Below are 22,060 nucleotides of genomic sequence, written 5' to 3'. Positions count from 1 at the left end.
ACTTACTCTACTGGATCTGTATAGGTGTACGTCTTACCCGCCCAATTTTGCACTGTAGCTGTACCATTCTCATAAGCAACTAGAGTCTCGGCTTGAATTGGGACTTTGCCACCACCACCAGGGGCATCAATTACATAGGTTGGTACAGCGTAGCCAGTAGTATGACCACGTAATTTAGAAATTAAATCAAGCCCAGTTTGCACACTTGTTCGCAGATGTGCAGTGCCAACAACAGGGTCGCATTGATAAAGATAATAAGGTCGCACACGCAGCTTAAGAAGACCGTGAAACAGATTCTTCAGAGCTTTTTCAGAATCATTCACACCTTTTAACAGCACAGTTTGGCTGCCTAGAGGAATGCCACTATCAGCGAGGCGATCGCAAGCTTGTGCGACTTCTGGGGTAAGTTCCCGCACATGACAAAAGTGCAAAGATAGCCACACTCGATGTTTACGTAGCAAGGCAACCAGTTCTGGTGTAATTCGCTGCGGTAAGAAACTTGGCACGCGAGAACCAATGCGGATAAATTCAATATGCTTAATGGCACGCAGCCGCCTAAGCAAATTGTCTAAAGGTTCATCAGCCATCAATAAAGGATCGCCACCGGAAATTAGTACGTCACGGATCTCGGTGTGTTCCTCCAGGTAAGCAGCGATCGCATCCAACCGCCGCGTTACTGGGTACATCTCACCTTGGCTCACCAAACGAGAGCGGGTGCAGTAACGACAATAAGCAGCGCAACTATCTAGGGCCAGCAGCAACACGCGGTCAGGATAGCGGTGTACGAGTCCTGGTACTGGAGTGTCGTGATCCTCACCGCATGGATCTACCATGTCTGCTGGACTAACTATTAGTTCTTCTTGCCGTGGTATCACTTGTAACCGTAGTGGGCAAAGGGGATCTTCTGGATCAAGTAGTGATGCAAAGTATGGGGTTACGGCTACAGCAAACTTCTCTGGTGCGATTAAAAGTCCCTTTTCTTCGGTAGCACTAAGCCTTAATAACTTCTGAAAGTGTTCCAGCTTAGTCAACCGATGCCGCATTTGCCAGCGCCAATCGTTCCAGCGTTCCTGGTTGTAAGTCTCTCCCAAAATCTGACAAATTTCTTCACACCGAATATCAGTTACTAGAGGATCTAGAGTAGTGTTTTTGATCATTATTAGACCGAAATTAAGCTGAGAATAATAAACAAATCACAGCCTAATAGAGTGCGGCGCAAATCCAGCTACCATCTCAATTAAGCAAGCAGACAAATAGGAGCAATTCATGAATTGCCCGTCCCTTGTTAAAGGTAAGCAAATTTTTGTCACAGTGTATTAGTATGTTTACTTAGATTTTTAGTTAAAATAAAAAAATCTACTCCAAGGTTCATAATAAGTGTTTTTCTATACAGGATACACTTATGCTGTCATGATAGCGATCGCTGTTTTGTGCAGTATTAATACGTAGACAAATGTCGCAGATTTAATTATGTAAGGATTTTTGGGGTGCGATCGCACGCTGCATCTGCTCAATTGATTGTTGCGATCGCTCAATCTACAACTTGTGTAAATAATGCAGCCAGCTACGCCACATTTGATTACCGTTGGGCGATTGCGATTGTGCGAAGAAGACGACTAGAATAAATTTCTTCATTGCTAATCAGCGACTCATTGCAAAAATCTGTTCAGCCGTTAAGGGAATGTTCGGAAACAATCTAGAATCAATTCGATCCTGCCCTCGAAACACCTTTGGGTGTAAATACTCTGCACCTTCAAGTTGGTAGATTGTAATGGTTGGCTGCTTGGGAGAGCCAATGAACCGAATGCCACCAAAAGCAGCATAGTCTACAATGATGTACTCGAAAACGCCCAATTCCTCATATTCAGCAAGTTTTGTCAGATAGTCGTCCTTCCAGTTGTTGCTAACGACCTCAATGATTCCGGGTGGTGGAATATATGCAGCAGCAGAACTAGATATGGTTTTCATCCTCTGCCATTCAACTCTTGCAAATATGACAATATCTGCTTTCCGGCTTTTTTCCTTTTCGCCTGGTGCTATTTTGAGCCGAATCTGCTTGGACTGGCGCGATACGTAAGGCAGGTCATTTTCTTGGCAGTGATTTTCCAAGTAGGCACACAGTCGCTGGATCAAATCCTCATGATTTGCATTTGGTTCTGATAATGGCACGGGAATCCCATCCAATAGCTCAAACTCCCTGCCTGAACCATCGTCCCAGGCAAGAAACTCTTCAAAAGTCAGTGGTTGTGTGACGGTTGCATACATCGCCCTCGCTCCCTTGCTGACGGGTACTTCACTCAATGCTACCAAGATGTACAATTTTGTCTATAAGTCCTGGCTGATTTTCCTGCCGTAGTTCTGAGACAACGGCTTGAGGTTGGGTAATAGAAGGCGATCGCTCCGATGGGCTACGCCTACGCACCTTTGGTTGGTATCAGGAGCGATCGCTTTTAAGTTGAGTTATTTATCAGGCTAGGAGTTTTTGGAGTGCGATCGCGCCCTGCACCTGCGAGACATTGCTACACTAAAAAGGACTTACGGTAATTACGGTATGGCTTGACTTCAGTTTAGTTCCGAATAAAAACCAAGTGCTGTTGAGTTTACTTAATCTATCTGCGATTTACAAAGTTAGCTATTCAGGAAGTACAGAATTAACCTTATGCTCTCTCCAGGCTTTTCTCAGAGACTACAAGATTTGGAAACACACATTAGCGAAGACCAAGAACTGCTTAAGGAGTTTGAAGAAGCATTGCGCTACGAGACAAACCCTCGTGTAAAGGCTGGGTATCGCCAGGAAATTGAGCGGCAATGGGATTCACTTGCTCGCTACAAGCAAGAGTACGCTGAACTAGACCAAGAATTATCAAATACTCCAAATACTGAGATGCAGAAGGTCGAAAGCCAATTGCAGCAGATGGATGCGAAGTTAAATGTTTTACTAAATGGTCAAGTTGCCATTTATGAAAATCAAAATCAAATGCGTCAAGCTCTATTAAACCGCTATGATGCTATCGAACGAGCCATAATTAGTACTATTACTCAGCAACTAGATCAAACACAATTAGTTTTGATTCAGAACCTAATAGATGCACTAGAAGCAAACTTGATTTCAGAGCAACAAATGCAGCAGATGTTAGCAGCATTAGAACAACGAATTCCTGCTTTGTGTCTCACTAGTGTAGCAGTAGCTGAAATTATTAAAGATCCTGAGCTAGATGCCAAACATAAATTAAAAATAACTCTACCGATTGTGCCAATGCTTGTGGAGTATGAAGGTGAGTTAGAGCTTGGAAGTGGTTTCAACATTAAGTCTGCTTGGGAACAGTTAATCTCTAAGTTGCGGAGGAACTAAACTATGGATGATCAGCTTAAATACCTCCAAGAGCAACTGGCAACAGATAGGAAGCTATGGAATGAGCTACAAAATCAGTTGCGTTGTGAAACAGATCCAAAGCGACAGCTTAAATGGAAAAAAGATATTGAAGAAATAAACCAAAGGATAAAAGCTCATGAAGATGAAATTGAAAAAACCGAGCAAAAGTTAAAAACTTTAAGAACAAAAGAAACTTACACTAATAGGGTCAATCCATCACAACTAGAAACAAGTGATTTTAAAACAGTAACCAATTCAAACAAGATAAATAACAATGGAGTAAAAAAGTACAAAAATTTAATCAGAAGACATTTAAAAAAAATACTATTTTTTTTCGTGTTTATAGGTATTGGATTGTTTTTCGCAATAGCAATATATCAATTAACATTAAATTCTTCTACTGTTTGCCCAAATGGTAAGGAGAATAATAATATAAACTTGTCAATCGTTAAATCTTTAAGTTGTGGTGAACAATCTCTAATATCAGGGTCTGCTTTAGCTGACAAAATCAAGGGCATAGAGGCTTATAAGCTCAGTAATTATCCCACAGCTGTTTACTTCTTTAAAGAAGCAAGAAAAAAAGAACCAAATGATCCTGAAACATTGATATATCTTAACAATGCAAAAATTGAAAAAGACAAAATGCCAGCTTATACAATTGCTGTAGTAGTTCCTATAAATAGCAACCTTTATACTTCGTTACAAATTTTAAGAGGGGTTGCTCAAGCCCAAGAAGAATTTTTGAGTAAAGAGAAATATCCGCCTAAAATTGGTCTTAAAGTATTGATAGCAGATGACGGAAACGACGTTAAAGAAGCTAAAAGAATTGCAAGCATTTTAGTAGAACAGAAGCATATACTTGCAGTCATAGGTCATTATGCTAGTGATCTTACTCTTGAAACGAGGGACATTTATGAAAAGGGCAAGTTAGTATCGGTTTCTCCTGGGAGTACTTCTGCAGAACTTCCACGTCCAAACGATCATTTTTTCTTTCGTACAATTCCCTCTCTTGAGCGAAACACTTTTGCTGTAGCCCGTCATCTAGAAATTAAAAGAAATTATAAAGTAGCAGTTTTTTACAATCCCTCCAGTAGATTCAGTGCATCTTTTTTGAGTAAATTAAAAAAGGATTTATCGAACTTTAAGATAGATATTGTAAATGAGTTAGATGATAAAGATAAATATAAATATTTTCATTTATTTCATTTATCTAGCCCTTTATTTAAGCCAAGTAGAGCTATTAAATATGCAAATGATAAAGGGGTTAAAGCCTTTGTCGTTATTCCTGATGGAGGAACCACTGACTATAGCCTACGTAATACCTTCAAATTAATTAAAGCTAGTCCTAAAGATTTTTTGATAGTAGGAGCAAATCCCCTTTTCACGGATGAAACACTTCTGCTAGGTGAAGATGTTATAGATCGCTTAGTGGTGCCTACTCCGTGGATAAAAACAACAGTTTCTCAATCCAATTTTTTTGCAAATAAAGCCAAAGAATTATGGCAAGGTAGAGAAATTAGTCCTTGGACTGTGACAGCTTACGATGCTGCTGAAGTCTTAATTCAAGCTTTATTTACAAATATAAAAGAAAAGCCAACACGTCTAAATTTACGAGATAACTTAGCAAATCCTAATTTTGAAGCTAAGGGAGCTGATGAGAAAGATATGATCAAGTTTGAGAATGGTAATCGTAAAAAGGAAAAAGTTGAATTAGCCAAAATTATCAAGTCCAAGTGTTCTGAGTTTGGTTACAGTTTCGTTCCTGAAGAATATCAAGAACAGGAAATAAAACAGTTAGAAAGTAGTTGCAACTGATGATTTATTTAGTTATATAATCATTGCTTTAAACCTGATTCATCACCTACCAGAACACAAGGCGCGTTCGCCCCTGGCGTTGGCGGAGCCATCGCTTTTCATTAGCTTCTGATTAGTCTGCAAATAATCATGCAGCAAATCGCAACCCCGTGCTAGTAATTTTTCCAGTTGGATATCTGCTAAATTCTGGAAAATCACTGTACCGTTACCACTACCCGCAGCCAGAGTCTTTCCGTCAGGACTGAAACTAACGCTGGTTAACTCTTGCTTATCACCTTTCAAAGCAATCAGTAATGTCCCTTCTCGGTTCCAAATCCTTACTTTATCATCACTGCTAGCTGCTAGAGTCTTGCCATCGGGGCTAAAACTGACACTGATGAAACTATCACCATCGCCCACGAGATTATTTAACAGTTTCCCGTCTCGATTCCAAATCTTCACCGTGCTATCAATACTAACTGAGGCAATGCTTTGACTATCAGGCGACCAAGCAACCCCATTTACTCGGCGGCTATGACCAGTTAATGTGTATAGTAATTTACCCTCTACAGTCCAGATTTTCACGTTTTTATCATCACTGGCTGAGGCTAACAATTTACCATCGGGGCTAAAACTTACCCAATTCACTGCATCTTGATGTCCTTGCAGGGTGTTGAGTAGTATACCGTCTCGACTCCAAAGTTTTACTGTTTTATCTTTACTAGCCGAGGCAATTATTTGACCATTCGGCGACCAAGCTACACCCAAGACGGTATCATGATGACCCTGTAAGGTGTTGAGCAGTTTACCGTTGCGGCTCCAAAGTTTTACTGTTTTATCTTTACTAGCCGAAGCGATCGCTTTACCATCAGGACTGAAACTAACTCCCCAAACTTGACCCTGATGCCCCGTAAAACTACGGATAAGTTTACCCTCTCGATTGAAAAGTTTTACAGTTTTGTCTCGACTGGCTGCGGCTAAAGTGCGACCCCCAGGGCTAAAACTGATGCTAGTTACCCAGTCATCATTAGCTTTGGGCTTTCGCAGTAACACATCGTCCCAACGCCAGAGTTTTACAGTTTTATCCCGACTGGCAGAAGCCAAGGTACGACCATCTGGGCTGAAACTGACACTGTTAACCCAATTATTATGTCCCTTCAGGGTTCCCAGCAGGACACCTTGAGAACTCCAAAGTCTGATTGTCTCGTCGGTACTTGCGGAAGCGATCGTGTTACCATCACGGCTAAAACTGACGCTGGTAACTCCAGCACTATGCCCCGACAAGGTTCGCAGTAGCTTACCCTCTAGATTCCACAGTTTAATTGTCTGGTCTAAACTAGCAGAAGCAATCGTTTGACCATCAGTTGACCAAGCTAGACTCAAGACTGCATCATTATGCCCTGAGAAGGTTTTGAGCAACTCACCATTCCGACTCCAAAGCTTGATGGTGTTGTCAGCACTCCCGGAAGCAATAGTTTGACCATCAGTTGACCAAGCAACACTCAAAACTGCACCATCATGTCCCTCTAAGGTTTTGAGTAATTTACCGTCCTGACTCCAAATTTTTACTGTCTTATCTGTACTCGCTGAAGCAATGAGTTGACCATCTTTACTGAAACTAACACTATTCACTACACCCTGATGTCCTAAAAGAGTAGCAAGCAGTTGACCCTCTCGACTCCAAAGTTTTACTGTCTTATCTTGGCTAGCGGAAGCAATGATTTGACTATCAGGGCTGAAACTAACGCTATTGACTACATCTTGATGCCCAGACAAGGTTTTGACCAAGCTGCCATCGGGACGCCAGAGATTGATTGTAGTGTCTGCACTAGCCGAGGCAATTAAAGAGCGATGGCTCTGCCAACCCCAAGGGGGAACGCTGCTAAATGTAGCACTATTTACCCCAGAGATATGCCCATCGAAACGATTATATTCTCTCAACCCGGAAACTGCTTGATAAAGCGCCGTCTGTACTTGCTCTCTTGTATAGGAATCTACCCAGACTGTTTGTTGTAATTTTCTCCCCGCTTTTAAACCTTCCTTTAAAGCATCAATACCTTTTTGGGATGCAAAGAGGGCTTCACTGGATACACTGAGGGTTTTAATTTCGCTATCTACTGCTGTCACTATAGAAACACTCAATCCTAATATGGCAAGAACGGAAGCAGTTAGAGCGATTTTCAGTGAACGATTTAATTGAGCTTCACTGAGTCTTTGTTTCTTTTGACTTTCTGCTAGTTTTGCTGTTAATTCTTTTTCTTTCAGTTCAGCCCGTAATTGCTCAATTTCTAACTGACTCAATTCTTCCCGCTTGTGTAATTCCCGCAATTCTGTTAATAAATCTAATCCCTGTTGGGGATGAGGAACTACCAATTTGGAATGCTGCTTATTTTGGCTAAGTTCACTCTTAAGTCGCTCAATCTCAGTTTTACTTTGTTCTACTTTGTAACGCAACTGATTTAATTGTACCTGTAAGCTCGATTCTTGTTGTTGCAGGTAACGAATCAAGTCTACTAAATAATCGTGAATCAGTTGATAGCGTTCTGGTACATCGGGAAATAGAACTACTAAACCTGAGCGCACTAAAATGTCTAATACTAACTCTAATTTGCCAGCATCTTCTAACTCTGCTAGCTGCGCCGCTAATTCAGCACGAGTTTTAAAAGGTCGGTTGTTACTTTCATCTGTTAATAAATATAAGACGAGTAACGCGGCTCGTTCATTTTCTGGGCCACAGTCTTTAATCAGTTCCTTAAGATATCGCTCAATGAGTTTGTTCGGTCTATATGGCTGATATTCTTCTAGTGTAGTAATGCGTTCATCTTGAATTTGCGCTCCCACAACTTGTAATTCAATGGGGCGAACTTCACCAAATTCTGTAGATAAATCTTCGATTAAAGCATCAATTAAAGCAGGTTCTAAATTAAACTGCGATCGCTCGGTCAATTTTCGGATAATTGCTTTGGCATATTCTGGCGAAAAGTTATTTAACTGATAGCGGATATGCTTATCGAGAATATTGTTATTAATCGCTTCTAGTGCCGAAAGATGTTTAAAGTCTAATAACCGATGTAAATAATCTTCTCGCAAGGAAAGGATGACTTTGACAAATGGTATTTTGAGGCAATCGCTAATAAATTTATCAAACTCCTGTTTCTGATTGCGATCGCTATAACCAAAGAAAAATTCTTCAAACTGGTCAAAAATGATCACTGTGATCAGATGGTTATCAGCATTTTCTTTTAGTTGCTGTAAAATTCTGATAATGGCAATAGGTGTTTCAAAGTAGGGCAAAGCCTCCGCTTCAATGGCTGCTTCTGGCTTGATATCAGCGTAAACGGCAAGGGATGCGTCACTAGACATCGCCTCACTCAAAGATTTACCTAATTCCCGTGCCCAATCGGTATAAACTTGTAGTACCACAGGCACAGCTATTTGATCGCCAATGGCTCGGTTTTGCAGGGCTGGAACTAAACCCGCCGTGACGGTAGAACTCTTACCCACCCCTGATTGACCATGAATCACCGTCAACTTTTGATCGGCGCGGCTAATTCTGCCAATTAAGTTATTAATATCACGCTCTCGACCAGAAGCCGCAATTTCTAAAGCGACGCTACTGCTACCAGAATGTGACATCAATGCTGGGTTTGTCGCCTGTCTTTGGGGTTGTAAGCGGCCTGCACCGATAAAAGCCCGAAAACCGTACTGCTGCTCAACAGAACGCCGTTTCTGTCGAATATAATAGGCTTCCAGATATCGCCCTTCTTCAAAATATAGCGATCGCAGTGTCCGCAATAAGCGAATATAACGATGGGCATCGTATTGATGGGCACTACTTTCTAAAGCTGATGACAGTTCTTTTGTTGCTTTGTCTAAGTATTCACGAGCTACTTCTAGCTCACCTAAATTTCGCTGTGCTTTCGCCAATACTAAATAAGAGATTTGCCCCAACAGTAAGGGAAATAAGCAGTTATAAGGGTCATTGTGCTTTTGTGCCTCACCTAATTTCAGCAGTGATACGTGTGCCAATATACTCGCCTGTACCCACCGCGACTGCTGCACAGCCACTTGCGCCAGAAAACCGTAGTCACAAGCTAATTGGATTTGACTACCATAAGTTTGATGTAACTCCAAAGACTTTTGAGCAACCGTCTGTAACTCTTCCCACTCTTGCAGATATTGCAAAACCTCTGCAAGTTGATTAATAAATCCAGCAACTATATCTAAACGTCCAGCCATCTGCAAGATATTCAAGCATTGCTGAAAATAAGATTTTGCTGTGTACCAATGGCGGCGATTTTCTGTTTGATTTTGCTCTGCAAAACGGCAATAACACAGCCCAATATAAAATAGCAAAATTCCCTGTCGCAGAAGTAGGGGAGATGGGCGATTAGGAGGCATAGGGAAAGAAAATACTCCCTCTCCCTCACCTGCTCCCCCTGCCTCCCCTGCTCTCTTATCCCCTATCTCCCCTAACTTTTGCCAAACTTGCAAGCTTTGCTGAAAATGGCTTAAAGCTGTATTGATGCGATCGCTAATATAATTATCTAGACCAAAAACAAATTCTAAACTAGCGTATAATTCTGGCTCTAAGGTAATACCACGATTGTGCAACTCTTTAATGGCAAAGTGGAGTTCATAACTATGTTTCCAGACTTGCTCCACAGTGGAATAATGCTTTGCAATTTGAGGAGGTTGGTGTTGTGCAGCATCGGTTGGTAACACCGTAGCAAATAAAGAGTCAGTTTCTTGTTGCAGAAATTGCCGCAATGATTGAGTTGTCATCTCAAACCGAATCGGTGTCGCCGCCCAACTAGCAAAATCTGGTGCTAAACGGACTACCTTTTGCAACACTTCTTCATTCACCCACAAAATCATTGGAAATGGGTGGCGTTTGCGAAATTCATCCCGAATATGATTGATAGACCTCAGTAAATCATCGATTCCATCTACTGACTCTAAACCCAAAATCATCAACGCCGATGGCGGATTAGCTTCAGTTACCAGTTGTAAATGAATACTTGTGTAAAGGCTTCTAGCATTATGCGGCAGAACTACCTTTTGAATTTGGTGTACTCCTGAAGAAAGTTCTTCGAGTCGTTGCAGCATAAGTTCTTGCAAAACTCGATAATTGCAGCACACCAAAACCAGAGAGAATTGACCGCTAGAAAGGGCAATTGCTCTCCCCAAACTTCGCAAAGCACGCTCGTTAGCTACTCTTACATCTACTTGTGGGTGTCGTTCAACCATGATTTAAATTTTTCCGTCTCTGCTAAAACTGGGTTGACGGCAAACCAAGCTCCCTGATGATCCCGGTATTCAAATACAAATAAACTTCGCAATAGAGTGTGGTATTCTATATCACCTCTAACCCTCTGCTGTTGCACCACTTGAAAGATTAATTCCCACTCATGGGGATCGATGGCGTTGGCTCGGTAATCTCGCTGTCTTTGAATCACCAAATCGACACATTCCCGTTCAAATGGTGGATCTTGTTCTCGCAGACAGTCAAATAACAACCCCAGTAAGTCGCGTACATGACCACCACTAATCAGGCATAACCGATCTAGGGTTTCTAGACTATCAAACACTTCTGTAATTAAGCCTAACCGATCGCTAGGCAAAATGTCTGGAAAAGCTCTAGCTAGAACCATTTGCCGCAACATTGTTAGCCCTTGCGGGAAAATCTCGCCAGAGCGCAGACGCACGGGTATCATCGGTAATACTTTTGGTGCAACTCCTCCCCCTAAACGATGCTGAAGTTCGGCGCTATCGTTGGAGAAAGTCAGAGCTAAAGGAATAGTGTAGACTACATGACAATTTAATTTGCGTAACTGTTCGCCACGCTGAATAAATAGGTATTCTGGTAGCGATCGCCCCGATGGTAAAGGTCGAATTGCAACTCTATCCAAGTTATCAACAATTACCACCAATCCTTTTTTTCCCCTGGTTTTCAGTTCCTTGATGGCACGTTCTAGCAATTCTTGATTAATTGCCTGTAAAATATTTGCTGTTCGCGGTTCTAAATAATCTCTTAACCGTCGCCGCAATTGGGGACTTTCTTTTGTTTTAGCTGTGATTTTGGCAATCCCCACAGACAACTCTGCTTCTACCCCAAAATCAATTGGTGTTTGCAGAAAATCCACAAGTTCACCAAATAACTTAGTAAAGTAGGTAGGTTTGAGACTGATTCTCATGGCTTCTAGGCTTTCACTCACCTGTCCTGCGATCGCCAATAAAATATCAGTCACATCCACATCGGCCATTTCTAAGACATGGGTAGACTCAAAGTATACTACATGAAATTGCTGCACTTCTAACTCAGCTTTGAGGCGCAACAACTCCGTTGATTTTCCACAGCCGAGATGTCCGGTAAATAGTTGACAGGTTGGGATATCCGGCGAAATTCTCGCGATCGTCCGCTGTAAAGCTTCGATGATTTTACCACCCCGCACCGCAGCAAAATCGATATAGTATCGGCGATCGCTAGGGTTTCCTATGATTAGAGGTCTGCTCGGATTGCAAGCCTGATAAAATCTTTCTAAATCTAGGAGCATAACTAATCTAGTTCACTCAGGAATAGGGATGACAAAATCTGCTGAATAAATATATTGATTTTAGGGAATTTATCTCTTAATTTAAGTACATTTCAATCAAACTACTAACTAAACTAGCAGCATTCCGGATAATTGTTCATATCTGAAGTTTGATATGACACATAATAATGCTGATATTTTAGTTGAAGTAAGCAGAAATACTACTATAAGTACAAATAGCAAAAATCCCTAATATTAAATAAGTTACTCTTATGAATATTAAAAATATCCAGCACAAAAAAAGGTACGTCAAGTACAATTTTGTAGCGCTATTAAATATATAGCGGTACAAAATTGCATGTAATATAGACCACAAGCGGAATAGAAACATGCCAGCGCCAGAAAACGAAGCGATGCCTGTGGCAAACTTCTCTAGTGTTCTGTCCCATTAATTTTGCAAGGTTTGTAATAAGCACTTAAGTGCTTAAAAATTCAGGACTAAAGTCCTTACTACAAACTTTTATAACCCTTCAGAACTAATGGGACAGACCACTAGGAGAGGCTACACCAATACTAACGCCGCGCGGATGGAGGAGCTATTAACACTACTAGTATAAAATAAACCGTCGTATTCCCAGCAGTTAGAACTACGCGACCGGATTCTGGGTTTACTTCTAATGGTGGCAGCAGTATCAACACTACTGTGGCGACAAGTATCATCGGTGATTAAATCGAGAAGACTTGTTGTAGTGCAAAGCGGCTTGCGTATCGCAATGCCTTACAGCGCTTCCCGCTATTGTGCAATACAGTTTTTTTCTCCTTGCCCCTCTCCTAGCATAGCTTTCAGCTTTGAGAATGTACCTCATAGCTGCCGGAAGTGCTGTATTGTCTAAGTGATTTCTAGAGTTTCCAGGATCGATATTTTTTCCCAAGAAATACACCTATTGAGAATCAATACCTTTTTCTTAAGTTGTTACCAATATGCAGAGTCTAGTACCGGGAGAACAATGGTAAGCCTGCGAGGAAACTCTAAAAGACTTGTGTCACCGTAATCTCTAATAGACAATTATTGCTACGCTAGCAATAGTTCATCTTCTCTTCTCTAGCACCTAACTCATCCATCAAGATTTATTGCTTACTTTAATAATCTCTTATTTATAACCCCCGACTGAATGTGAGGGTTGTTAATGCTGAAAAATTGATTTGTAATTTTGATTTTATTGGGATGCTGCTAATGTGGGTTCAGCCTCTAAATGCAGCCATAATCGTCTTCCCACGATTCGTGATTCAGGAGGTCGATAATTCTATCTCTGAGTAGAAATTCGTTTTTTTCTAACTCAAGCTCAAAATTAACCCAGTCACGATGAGGAATATATTTACAGAGGGTATAAATTGGCTGCTGACGGTTAATAAGTCCCTTTTTGACAAGTTGAAGTGCTTCTTCCTTGATAACCTCGATGTCGTATGTAACGGTAGTATTCATAGGTCGTTCCTTTGTTTTCAATCAAGGAATTAAGAATCAAAACAATAGCTGCTTTGACTCTCTCTTAAACTTATCAAATAAAATTGGCGAGAATTGTGAAGAATCAAGACATTAATCCTTGCTGGAAGTTAGATATGTAAGTAATATACTCTTTGGGGTTCCAAGTATACCCTCTCTAGATAGATTGTTACAGAGCAAGAAGGCTGGCACATCTAGGCAACTTGCCAAAAGCTAGGCTAGGGTAAAGAACATTCTCTAGAGGACTTATAATACTATGCTCCTGAATCTTGATAAAGTCCGTCAATATTTTCCTGCTCTAGCTGGTGAATGGACTTTTTTTGATAATGCTGGCGGGTCACAAACTCTGAAAAAAGTAGTAGATAGAATTAGTGAATTTCTCTTAAGTTCAGATGTCCAGTTGGGAGCTTCGTATGGGGTTTCTCAACTTGCAGGAGAACGATTAGCCCTAGCAACTAGGGGAATGGCTAGTTTCATTAATGCCAATTCTTCTAAAGAAGTGGTCATGGGCCCATCTACTACAATGATGTTGAGAGTTCTCTCAATTTGTTTGGGTCAAACCTTCACACCTGGCGATGAGATTATTGTTACTAATTGTGACCATGAGGCTAATATTGGTGCTTGGGTCGCTCTTGAAAAACAAGGAATGAAGGTGAAAGTGTGGCAAGTTCGCCCAGATACCTTGGAACTTCATTTAGCAGATTTAGAACCATTGATGAGTCAGCGTACCAAACTAGTAGCCTTGACTCATGCTTCTAATGTTCTGGGAACCATCAACCCAATTAAAAAAATTGCTGCATTTGTACACGATCGCAACGCGATGATTTGTGTGGATGGTGTAGCTTATGCACCCCACAGACTAGTTGATGTTCAAGATTTGGATGTCGATTTCTATGCTTTGAGTTGTTATAAAGTCTATGGGCCACATCATGCCTTACTTTATGGCAAAGAAGAACATTTATTAAGATTGCCTGGTCTTAACCATTATTTTATTGAACAGACAGATATACCTTATAAATTTCAGTTAGGTAATGTCAATTTTGAATTAAGTTATGGAATGTTAGGTTTATGTGATTACTTGAGTGAATTAGCACAACTGCACTATGGCAAAGAAACTGCACCTGATTTGAGAAATCAAATGGTGCAGGCGTTTGATTTAATTAGCCTACATGAAGAAAAGATTAGCGATCGCCTCCTAAATTACCTCAACAGCAAGTCTAATGTACGAGTGATTGGTCAATCAAAGGCTGATCGTCAATGCCGTGTGCCAACTATATCTTTTGTGGTAGATGGAATGCATAGTTCAACCATTCCAGAAAAAATTGACCAACATTTTATTGGAATTCGCTACGGAGACTTTTATGCTAAACGGCTCATTGAATACTTGGGGTTAGCATCCCAAGGTGGAATAGTCCGGGTGAGTATGGTACATTACAACACCCTAGAGGAAGTTAACAGCTTGATTGAGGCTTTTGAGCAGATATTTTAACAGTTACTAAGCTGCAAAACTTGTACCTCTTCTTGTGGGTAAATTAGTGTTTTACCCACCGGAAGAACAGCTAAGGCATTGGTTTGAGCTAAATTAATTAAATTGCCAGAACTATGACTACCGCCAGCTTTGTGAAATTGGTAAACTCCATCAATTAAATGCAATTTCCCCCAAAGGTAAGTTTCACGCTTACCATCCGATCGCAATTCATCATGCGATCGCACTTTTAAAAACACTGGTTCCCAATTTTCAGTAATTCCCGAAAGTTTCTTGATTGCTGGTAGCACAAACCGCCAAAATGTCACCAGCACAGCCGCAGGGTTTCCTGGTAAACCAAAATAAAGTGGGGAGTTTGTAGAGACGCGATGAATCGCGTCTGTAGGATTAATCGCGTTTCTACTGGGGAAAGTGGCGACAGTGAGGGGTTTCCCTGGCCTCATTGCCACAGCGCGAATGTGAATTTTTGCTCCTAGCGATTCGAGAATTTTGTCAACATAGTCATAATCTCCCACTGAGACGCCACCTGAAGAAAGAACTATATCAGCGATCGCAACTGCGTGGGTAATGACTTTCTCCAGAGCAACTGGATCATCTTTCACAATGCCTAAAATCAACGGTTCTGCGCCACTTTGTCTCACCAAAGCTGCCAGTGCATACTGATTAGAATCCACAATTTGCCCTGATTGCAGCGGTTGATCAACTGTCACCAACTCATCACCAGTGGAAAAAATTGCCACACGCGGACGGCGGTAAACACTTAATTTTGGACATTGTGCTGCTGCCAATACGGCAATTTCTGGGGCATGTAACTTAATTCCTGCTGGTAGTAGTTGTGTTCCAGCTTGGTAAAAAGATGCTTTGTGTCTGACAAATTCTTGCGGTTTTGGTGCATCCAGGATGAATACGCGGTTTTCCTCCCGACGTGTCTTCTCTTGGATAACTATAGTATCTGCACCTGCTGGGATCACCGCACCTGTAAAAATTCGCGCGGCTTGCCCCGATTGAATCGTAGACTTGGGCTGATACCCAGCCGGAATATCTTCAACAATTTCTAAAACGGCTGGTTGTTCGGCATTGGAATGGTGTACATCTTCGTAGCGAACTGCGTAGCCATCCATTGCCGAATTATCCCAATGGGGAAAATCTAACGGACTGGTGACAGGTGTTGCCAAAATCCGACTATCGGCTGCGAATAAATCTACAACTTCAGTATCCCGCTGATGATCCAACGGCTGCACCAAATTTAAAATAATTGCTTCTGCATCGCCGACTGATAACATAGCGATCGCCTCCGACTTTTTACCTTTATCCCTGTAAATTAACACTAAGGACTCAATCAACAGAGCAGATAAAGTAATTACGAATGCCGCAAAGCGCTAATAGCTGTTTTCTGCTTGAGAGTAAATCCCAAACTACACATTGCTAGTAAACCTACAATTATGCTTCCTTCGGGGACTTTGGATACCTGAATCGAATTGTTACTTAAATCTAGTATTTGCTTTGTGCCTGCTGCATCTCTATTGTTAAAACCAAATTCTTTAGTTAGAACCTCATCACTAAAACCTTGGTCTATGAGTGCGAGATTATTATTAAGCCATGTGTCACCAGAAAGCTCATCATCCTTGCCAACATCAAAAGGGCCAAAGATTTTCTCAGTCGTGTTATCAAAGTTGAATCTCAAATAGCCGTAGTTGGATACACCACTAAGCACAGGAGTGAAACTATTTATGAGATTACTCAAGGGATCAAAGAAGGAAATTGAGAGAGATTGCAAGTTCTTCGTAGCTCCCAAACCTGCTTCAGAAATAATGCTAGGAGCAGTTGTTGTATCGTAGTTAAATGAACCTTTAGCTGAATAACCAGTGTCTCCCTTCCAGCTAAAGTTAAACTCAGCAGCATGAGCTATGTCTTTAGTGCTTATGGCGATCGCTAACGCTAAAGCAGTAGTCGTCACCATACCAATAGCTGTTTTAGCAAACAGATGTATCATGATACAACTCCCAAGTTAATTAAAATTAATTTTCTACAACAATACAAAATTTCCCAAAAACAGACTTTTGTGGGGTGGGTTCTTGCCCGCTCTAACTATGGAACTTTTATGTATAACAGTTTAAACGCCAAACCCAAATCATCACCTTAATATTAAAAACAGGAGCAATTATTTCCCAACCCCTAACTAAAAATACCTATTTTGTATGACTATCGAACGACTTCCCCAAAAACACTATCCCAAGGCTGAGATTGGGCGGCGAGGTATGGCATTGGGACTTGATTTCCTTGGTGTCTGGTTAGTCAGTTCCCTACTGGGAGGGGGCGATATCGGTATTCAATTTGTACAAATTTTAGTTTTTATCATACTTTGGCTGGTTTTGCGGGTGCTGGTAGTATACAACAATCAAGGGCAAAGTTTAGGGCGTTGGGCGTTCGACTTAAAGGTGTTGGAAGTCGAAGATGGGGAAATAATGGGCAGAATTCCAGATTTACTCTCACTGGTGAAGCGAGAGACAATCATCGGCTTGGGTGCGCTTTTAGTATCAATTGCCCTGAGCAATATTAGAGCCAATCCCACTGCTATACTGCTAGTACTTCCCCTAGCAATTGATTGTGGGACTGCCTTATCTGATGCCCAGATGCGGCAGGCTTTACACGATCGCTATTGTGGAACTTTCATCGTTTCGTCGCGTCGTGGCTACTCGCTCGATATAAAAATCAAAAGATTAGTTGAAAATATGCGGCAGAATGTGAGAAGATAGTCATTTGTGTTAATTCTCTTCAGGCTTCACTGTTTGTAAGATTATGGCTAAGAGTAAAGGTGCCCGCATTATTGTGACACTAGAGTGTACCGAGTGTCGGACAAATTCAGATAAGCGTTCTGCTGGTGTTTCACGTTATACCAGTACCAAGAATCGCCGCAACACCACTAACCGGCTAGAACTGAAAAAGTTCTGCACCCACTGCAACAAACATACTGTTCACAAGGAAATTAAGTAGAGATGAGTTATTTCCGTCGTCGCCTTTCTCCAATCAAACCAGGAGAACCAATCGATTATAAAGATGTTGATTTATTGCGTAAGTTTGTCACCGAGCGGGGTAAAATATTGCCACGTCGGATTACTGGGCTTACGTCTCAGCAACAGCGAGAGTTGACATTAGCAATTAAGCGTTCGCGGATTGTGGCTTTGTTGCCATTTATCAATGCGGAAGGCTAAAAAGAGGAGAGACGCGATTAATCGCGTCTGTACAGGAGTTAAGAATCAAAACTCCTAACTCCTAACTCCTAATTTAAAACTATTTAATTAAACTGTTCACCAAATTAAAGTGCGAGAGTTGTGGAGAAGGGGACGCTAGTTGAATTTAGGGTTCAAGGCGATCGCCGTCTGGGCATCGTAGAACGTCCAGACGGTAAAACCCGCTGGTTTGTGGTAGACGAACGTGGTCAATCCCACAGCCTCGCGCCTAGACAAATAACTTATACAGTTACCGGACAGACTTACAAGCCCTCTGACATTGCCAGCTTTTTGGAACAGGTCAAGCCTTATGTAGACCCATCTAGCTTAGAGGTAGCTTGGGAATTACTGGTTGAAGATGGGGAAACAGTCACCCCAAACCTGATGGCAAATTTGCTATTTTCGGAATCAGCCGCGCCTCATTGTTACGCCGCCTATTGCTTGTTATCAGACGACAAACTTTATTTCAAGCAAAAAGGAGACGCTTATGAGCCGCGAACTGCTCCTCAAGTGGCAGAACGCAAGCACCAACTGGAAGTAGAGGCACTAAAAGCTAAGGGACAGCAGGAATTTTTAATTCGTGTAGAGCAGGCGCTCAAAGGTGAAGCAGTAGAATGGCAGCGCCACGATCGCCAGCGCTTAGAAGGGCTAGAAAAATACGCAGCGCTACTTGCTGACACTGTGCGAACGGGAGTAAATTATGACTCCTTGGCTCGTGCTTATCCGCCAAGCGCTCCGGTATTAGAAACTATGACCATGCTGGGACGACCCACAACACCCCAAGGAGCCTTTCAACTGCTGGTAGATTTGGGTTGGTGGAGTCCTTATGAAAACTTGTTCCTGCGTCGTTCTTCAATTCCGATTCAGTTTCCTAATAAGGTATTAGAAGTGGCGCAACAGCGTTTGGATTTCCCGCCGATTGACTCAGATGCAAACCGCCTGGATCTGACTCACCTGAAGGTCTACACCATTGATGATGAAACTACCACAGAGATCGACGATGGTCTAAGTTGGGAAGTACTCCCCGATGGACGGGAACGGATTTGGGCGCATATCGCCGATCCTACTAGATGGTTAGTGCCGGAAGATGAATTAGATTTGGAAGCTAGAAAGCGGGGTAGTACAGTCTATTTGCCTACGGGGATGATTCCCATGTTTCCAGAGGTATTGGCAACTGGGCCAATGAGTCTGATACAGGGAAAGGTTTGTTGCGCCCTCAGTTTCGGGATTATTTTAGGTACAACTGGGGTAGTAGAAGATTACAGCATTCATACCAGCTTGATTAAGCCGACTTATCGCCTCACCTACGAAGATGTAGATGAAATGCTGCAATTGCGAGTACAAGCAGAACCAGAAATTGCAGCGATCGCAACTTGGGCACAGCGGCGCAAAGCTTGGCGCTACGCCCAAGGGGCAATTAGCATCACCATGCCCGAAGCAACGATCAAAGTCAAAGGTGACGAGATCAACATTGACATTTTGGACGATTCCCCGTCGCGGCAACTGGTAGCAGAAATGATGATTGTTGCCGGTGAAGTTGCGGCTCGTTATGGTAAAGCTCACAACATACCTTTGCCTTTTCGCGGTCAGCCGCAACCGGAATTACCCCCAGACGAAGAATTACTCCTACTTCCGGCTGGATTCGTTCGCGCCTGCGCCATGCGTCGTTGTATGCCCAAGAGTGAAATGAGCATTACGCCTCTGCGTCATGCTGGTTTGGGTTTGGATACTTATACCCAAGCAACCTCTCCCATTCGTCGCTACAGTGACTTGCTTACCCACTTCCAACTGAAAGCTCATTTGCGGGGTGAAGTTTTACCATTTTCCGCAGAACAACTTAAAGAAGTGATGATGAATGTAACCAGCATCACCCAAGAGTTGACGATGGTGGAACGGCAAACTAATAGATATTATGCTCTAGAGTATTTACGCCGTCATCCAGAGGAAACCTGGGATGTGACAGTGTTGATGTGGTTGCGGGAAGACAGCAACTTAGCCCTAATTTTGTTAGAAGATTTGGGCTTGCAGTTACCAATGACTTTCAAACGTTCTGTGAATTTGGGCGAACAGATAGTAGTGAAAGTTAGCCACGCCGATCCACAAAAAGATATGATCCAGTTTCAAGAAATAATTTATCAAGAAGTCCAAACAGCGGCGAATTAAACTTGCTTCAACTCCTTTCAGTTAACATATAGCCCTCAGAAAATCTGGTTTCTTAGAAAAGGGATAGAAAATCACACTTCAGTAACTTTGCTAGGCATTGCAGAACAGTTTTGTAATTATTTTCCGTCAAGAATAGCTCTCAAAAAACATATTCAGGAAATCATAGAGGAAGTGCAAACTTTTAAGCACTGCTTATCTGAATATGGAATATCCAATTTTATCTATAGGAATCCGCTTTGATTTCTGAACTAATTTGCGTAGACAGGCAATAGGCAATAGACAATAGGCAACAGTCAAGAAGGCTTCTTAGTTGTACTGAGTTTTTTCAGAAATCAAATATGAGTCCTATATCTCTGTAAATATGTGAAAATTGAGTTAACAAAGACAGAAAAAGAGCTACTCCAATAATATTGGAGCATCCCAATTTTGCAAAGTGATTCCCGAATATTTGATGTTGAGTAAAACCAATGGCAGGAATGCGACAATGAAAGCATTTCGTGCGTGGACAAGCCAGCAAATAAGAGCCATTTAGAGATATTTTCAGCTTTTGGTAATCAATGACGTGCTGACTAAGAGAGAGGGCAAAAGGTATAAAAGCAACAAATTGCCCCATCCACGATTAAAATCAATTTGTTAGGGTACTCAGCCAAATTTAAATTCTGGAGTTTTGTGACTTTGTGCTTACTCAGTTATCGACTATCAACGCCCTAAAACAGCCCACAAGCTCTGCTTGGGTTGAACAAGCGATCGCTAACTTAGACATCATCTTACTCGACCACTCCCACTGTGAACGCAAAGCAGCGGGCGTGGCCTTAAATATGATGTTTCGTTACCCTTCCAATACTAAGATGGTACGGGAACTAACTGCGATCGCCCGCGAAGAACTAGAACACTTTGAACTAGTTAACCAATGGTTAGAACGCCGGAATATTCCCCTAGCTCCCTTACCACCGCCTCCCTACGGCGCAGGTTTAAAAGCTCAAGTCCGCCCCAAAGAACCTGAGCGATTTCTGGATTCCTTACTAGTAACTGGTTTAATAGAAGCTCGCTCTCACGAACGCCTGGGATTATTAGCTGCTCACTGTCCAGAGCCAGAGTTAGCAAAATTTTATCGTGGGCTAATGGCATCCGAAGCGCGACACTACGGTATATATTGGGTTTTAGCTGCTACTTATTTCGACCGAGAAATTGTCATGCAACGGCTTGATGAATTGGCAATTGTCGAAAGCGAGTTGCTGGCGACTTTGCATCCAGAACCTAGAATTCACAGTTAGTAGACTAAGGTAACAGATATGAAGCTTCAGTTAACACACCTGAGACTGCTTGTCTCCAACTATAAAGATTCTTTTCTGTTCTACCGGGATCTGCTGAAATTTGATGTCGATTGGGGCGATGAAGATAGCGGATATGCTGAGTTTAATACCGGATATCTCAAGCTGGGTTTGTTCAAAAAAGAATTAATGGCTGAAGTAGTCCCCAGAATCGAACAACCTTCGTATGTTGTCAATCGAGATAAAACTGTCTTGATTTTCGCAGTCGATAACGTGGATGAGGTTTATGAGCAAGTAAAAACTCAGAATGCGATCGTTGTAACAGAACCACAAGATCGCCCAGACTGGGGAATCCGCACAGCTTATTTTCGCGATCCTGATGGCAATCTCATTGAAATATACAACAATCTAGGAATTGTTAGTTAAAAGTTCCCTACTAACAACTATGGCAATCCCAAATCATTCGTGAGAAACAAGATCCGCAGTTTTGCACCAGTTTACCTTGCTTTAAACGTCAAAAATGCGATCGCTCCACTGCAACATATTTTGTTTCCATTTTTACCCACAGGAAGTTATATAATTTTTCGTTTCCTGGATTTGACAGATAACACAATTCAGGAGACTCTTCCCTTTATTCTAATTAACAAAATAACGCGATGTGCGACTTAATATTCTGTAACAAGATCGTCGAACTGAAGAGGGTCAC

The 22,060-nt window shown here is 41.8% G+C and carries 19 protein-coding genes; 11 read left to right on the top strand and 8 right to left on the bottom strand.

The window, feature by feature from the left end; translation table 11 throughout:
* Positions 1 to 2: 2 nt before the first annotated feature.
* Entirely contained in the window at positions 3 to 1,157 is a 1,155-nt protein-coding gene (locus ABF638_RS24910) for a KamA family radical SAM protein (RefSeq protein ID WP_435025596.1), read from the bottom strand.
* A gap of 330 nt (positions 1,158 to 1,487) precedes the next feature.
* Between ABF638_RS24910 and ABF638_RS24905 the strand changes: the two genes are divergently transcribed.
* Positions 1,488 to 1,625 (top strand): hypothetical protein, encoded by a 138-nt coding sequence (locus tag ABF638_RS24905; RefSeq protein ID WP_435025595.1) that lies wholly within the window; start codon positions 1,488 to 1,490, stop codon positions 1,623 to 1,625.
* A 16-nt stretch (positions 1,626 to 1,641) separates the two neighbouring features.
* Here ABF638_RS24905 and ABF638_RS24900 read toward each other — a convergent pair whose 3' ends face one another.
* Both ABF638_RS24900 and ABF638_RS24895 read right to left on the bottom strand, forming a co-directional pair.
* Positions 1,642 to 2,265 (bottom strand): Uma2 family endonuclease, encoded by a 624-nt coding sequence (locus ABF638_RS24900; RefSeq protein ID WP_435025594.1) that lies wholly within the window; start codon positions 2,263 to 2,265, stop codon positions 1,642 to 1,644.
* A gap of 28 nt (positions 2,266 to 2,293) precedes the next feature.
* Positions 2,294 to 2,422: a hypothetical protein gene (locus ABF638_RS24895; RefSeq protein ID WP_435025593.1), complete on the bottom strand. Its 129-nt coding sequence runs from the start codon at positions 2,420 to 2,422 to the stop codon at positions 2,294 to 2,296.
* A 237-nt stretch (positions 2,423 to 2,659) separates the two neighbouring features.
* On the opposite strand from ABF638_RS24895, the gene ABF638_RS24890 reads away from it, so the two are divergent.
* Complete coding sequence (locus ABF638_RS24890) at positions 2,660 to 3,352, top strand: hypothetical protein (protein ID WP_435025592.1); 693 nt, start codon at positions 2,660 to 2,662, stop codon at positions 3,350 to 3,352.
* Positions 3,353 to 3,355: 3 nt separating this feature from the next.
* Complete coding sequence (locus ABF638_RS24885) at positions 3,356 to 5,188, top strand: ABC transporter substrate-binding protein (RefSeq protein WP_435025591.1); 1,833 nt, start codon at positions 3,356 to 3,358, stop codon at positions 5,186 to 5,188.
* Positions 5,189 to 5,230: 42 nt separating this feature from the next.
* Here the strand turns inward: ABF638_RS24885 and ABF638_RS24880 are convergent, their stop codons facing one another.
* From ABF638_RS24880 to ABF638_RS24870, 3 genes are all read right to left on the bottom strand, one after another.
* Positions 5,231 to 10,417, bottom strand: a complete 5,187-nt coding sequence (locus tag ABF638_RS24880) for an nSTAND1 domain-containing NTPase (RefSeq protein ID WP_435025590.1) — start codon at positions 10,415 to 10,417, stop codon at positions 5,231 to 5,233.
* Positions 10,393 to 11,724 (bottom strand): P-loop NTPase fold protein, encoded by a 1,332-nt coding sequence (locus ABF638_RS24875; protein ID WP_181930705.1) that lies wholly within the window; start codon positions 11,722 to 11,724, stop codon positions 10,393 to 10,395. The genes ABF638_RS24880 and ABF638_RS24875 overlap by 25 nt, the downstream gene beginning before the upstream one ends.
* Before the next feature lie 1,228 nt (positions 11,725 to 12,952).
* Positions 12,953 to 13,186 carry a DUF4327 family protein gene (locus ABF638_RS24870; RefSeq protein ID WP_181930704.1) on the bottom strand — a complete coding sequence of 78 codons (234 nt, stop codon included), beginning with the start codon at positions 13,184 to 13,186 and terminating at the stop codon, positions 12,953 to 12,955.
* Between the two features lie 274 nt (positions 13,187 to 13,460).
* Here ABF638_RS24870 and ABF638_RS24865 point away from each other — a divergent pair, with 274 nt between their 5' ends.
* A complete protein-coding gene (locus ABF638_RS24865; RefSeq protein ID WP_435025589.1) occupies positions 13,461 to 14,693 on the top strand; it encodes a cysteine desulfurase-like protein in 1,233 nt (410 codons plus the stop codon).
* Here the strand turns inward: ABF638_RS24865 and ABF638_RS24860 are convergent.
* Positions 14,690 to 15,973, bottom strand: coding sequence for a molybdopterin molybdotransferase MoeA (locus ABF638_RS24860; RefSeq protein ID WP_435025601.1), 1,284 nt, complete (start codon positions 15,971 to 15,973; stop codon positions 14,690 to 14,692). The genes ABF638_RS24865 and ABF638_RS24860 overlap by 4 nt on opposite strands.
* 77 nt (positions 15,974 to 16,050) lie before the next feature.
* Positions 16,051 to 16,683 (bottom strand): PEP-CTERM sorting domain-containing protein, encoded by a 633-nt coding sequence (locus ABF638_RS24855; RefSeq protein ID WP_435025588.1) that lies wholly within the window; start codon positions 16,681 to 16,683, stop codon positions 16,051 to 16,053.
* Positions 16,684 to 16,888: 205 nt separating this feature from the next.
* Between ABF638_RS24855 and ABF638_RS24850 the strand changes: the two genes are divergently transcribed.
* From ABF638_RS24850 to ABF638_RS24820, 7 genes are all read left to right on the top strand, one after another.
* Positions 16,889 to 17,446 (top strand): RDD family protein, encoded by a 558-nt coding sequence (locus tag ABF638_RS24850; RefSeq protein ID WP_435025587.1) that lies wholly within the window; start codon positions 16,889 to 16,891, stop codon positions 17,444 to 17,446.
* A gap of 43 nt (positions 17,447 to 17,489) precedes the next feature.
* On the top strand, positions 17,490 to 17,684 hold the full coding sequence (rpmG, locus tag ABF638_RS24845; protein ID WP_094333178.1) for a 50S ribosomal protein L33: 195 nt from the start codon (positions 17,490 to 17,492) through the stop codon (positions 17,682 to 17,684).
* A gap of 2 nt (positions 17,685 to 17,686) precedes the next feature.
* Positions 17,687 to 17,902, top strand: coding sequence for a 30S ribosomal protein S18 (gene rpsR, locus ABF638_RS24840; protein ID WP_012411240.1), 216 nt, complete (start codon positions 17,687 to 17,689; stop codon positions 17,900 to 17,902).
* A gap of 120 nt (positions 17,903 to 18,022) precedes the next feature.
* Positions 18,023 to 20,083, top strand: a complete 2,061-nt coding sequence (locus ABF638_RS24835; RefSeq protein ID WP_435025586.1) for a ribonuclease catalytic domain-containing protein — start codon at positions 18,023 to 18,025, stop codon at positions 20,081 to 20,083.
* Between the two features lie 677 nt (positions 20,084 to 20,760).
* Positions 20,761 to 21,357, top strand: coding sequence for a tRNA-(ms[2]io[6]A)-hydroxylase (locus ABF638_RS24830; RefSeq protein WP_069069846.1), 597 nt, complete (start codon positions 20,761 to 20,763; stop codon positions 21,355 to 21,357).
* Between the two features lie 18 nt (positions 21,358 to 21,375).
* Positions 21,376 to 21,780, top strand: coding sequence for a VOC family protein (locus ABF638_RS24825; protein ID WP_069069847.1), 405 nt, complete (start codon positions 21,376 to 21,378; stop codon positions 21,778 to 21,780).
* A 39-nt stretch (positions 21,781 to 21,819) separates the two neighbouring features.
* On the top strand, positions 21,820 to 22,023 hold the full coding sequence (locus ABF638_RS24820; RefSeq protein WP_435025585.1) for a hypothetical protein: 204 nt from the start codon (positions 21,820 to 21,822) through the stop codon (positions 22,021 to 22,023).
* The last annotated feature ends 37 nt before the right edge of the window (positions 22,024 to 22,060 follow it).

The sequence above is a fragment of the Nostoc sp. CALU 1950 genome, from assembly GCF_051172895.1.
Classification (GTDB): Bacteria; Cyanobacteriota; Cyanobacteriia; order Cyanobacteriales; family Nostocaceae; genus Nostoc; species Nostoc edaphicum_A.
Note: the sequence above shows the minus strand (reverse complement) of the source record. Positions and strands in the feature narration are given on the sequence as shown.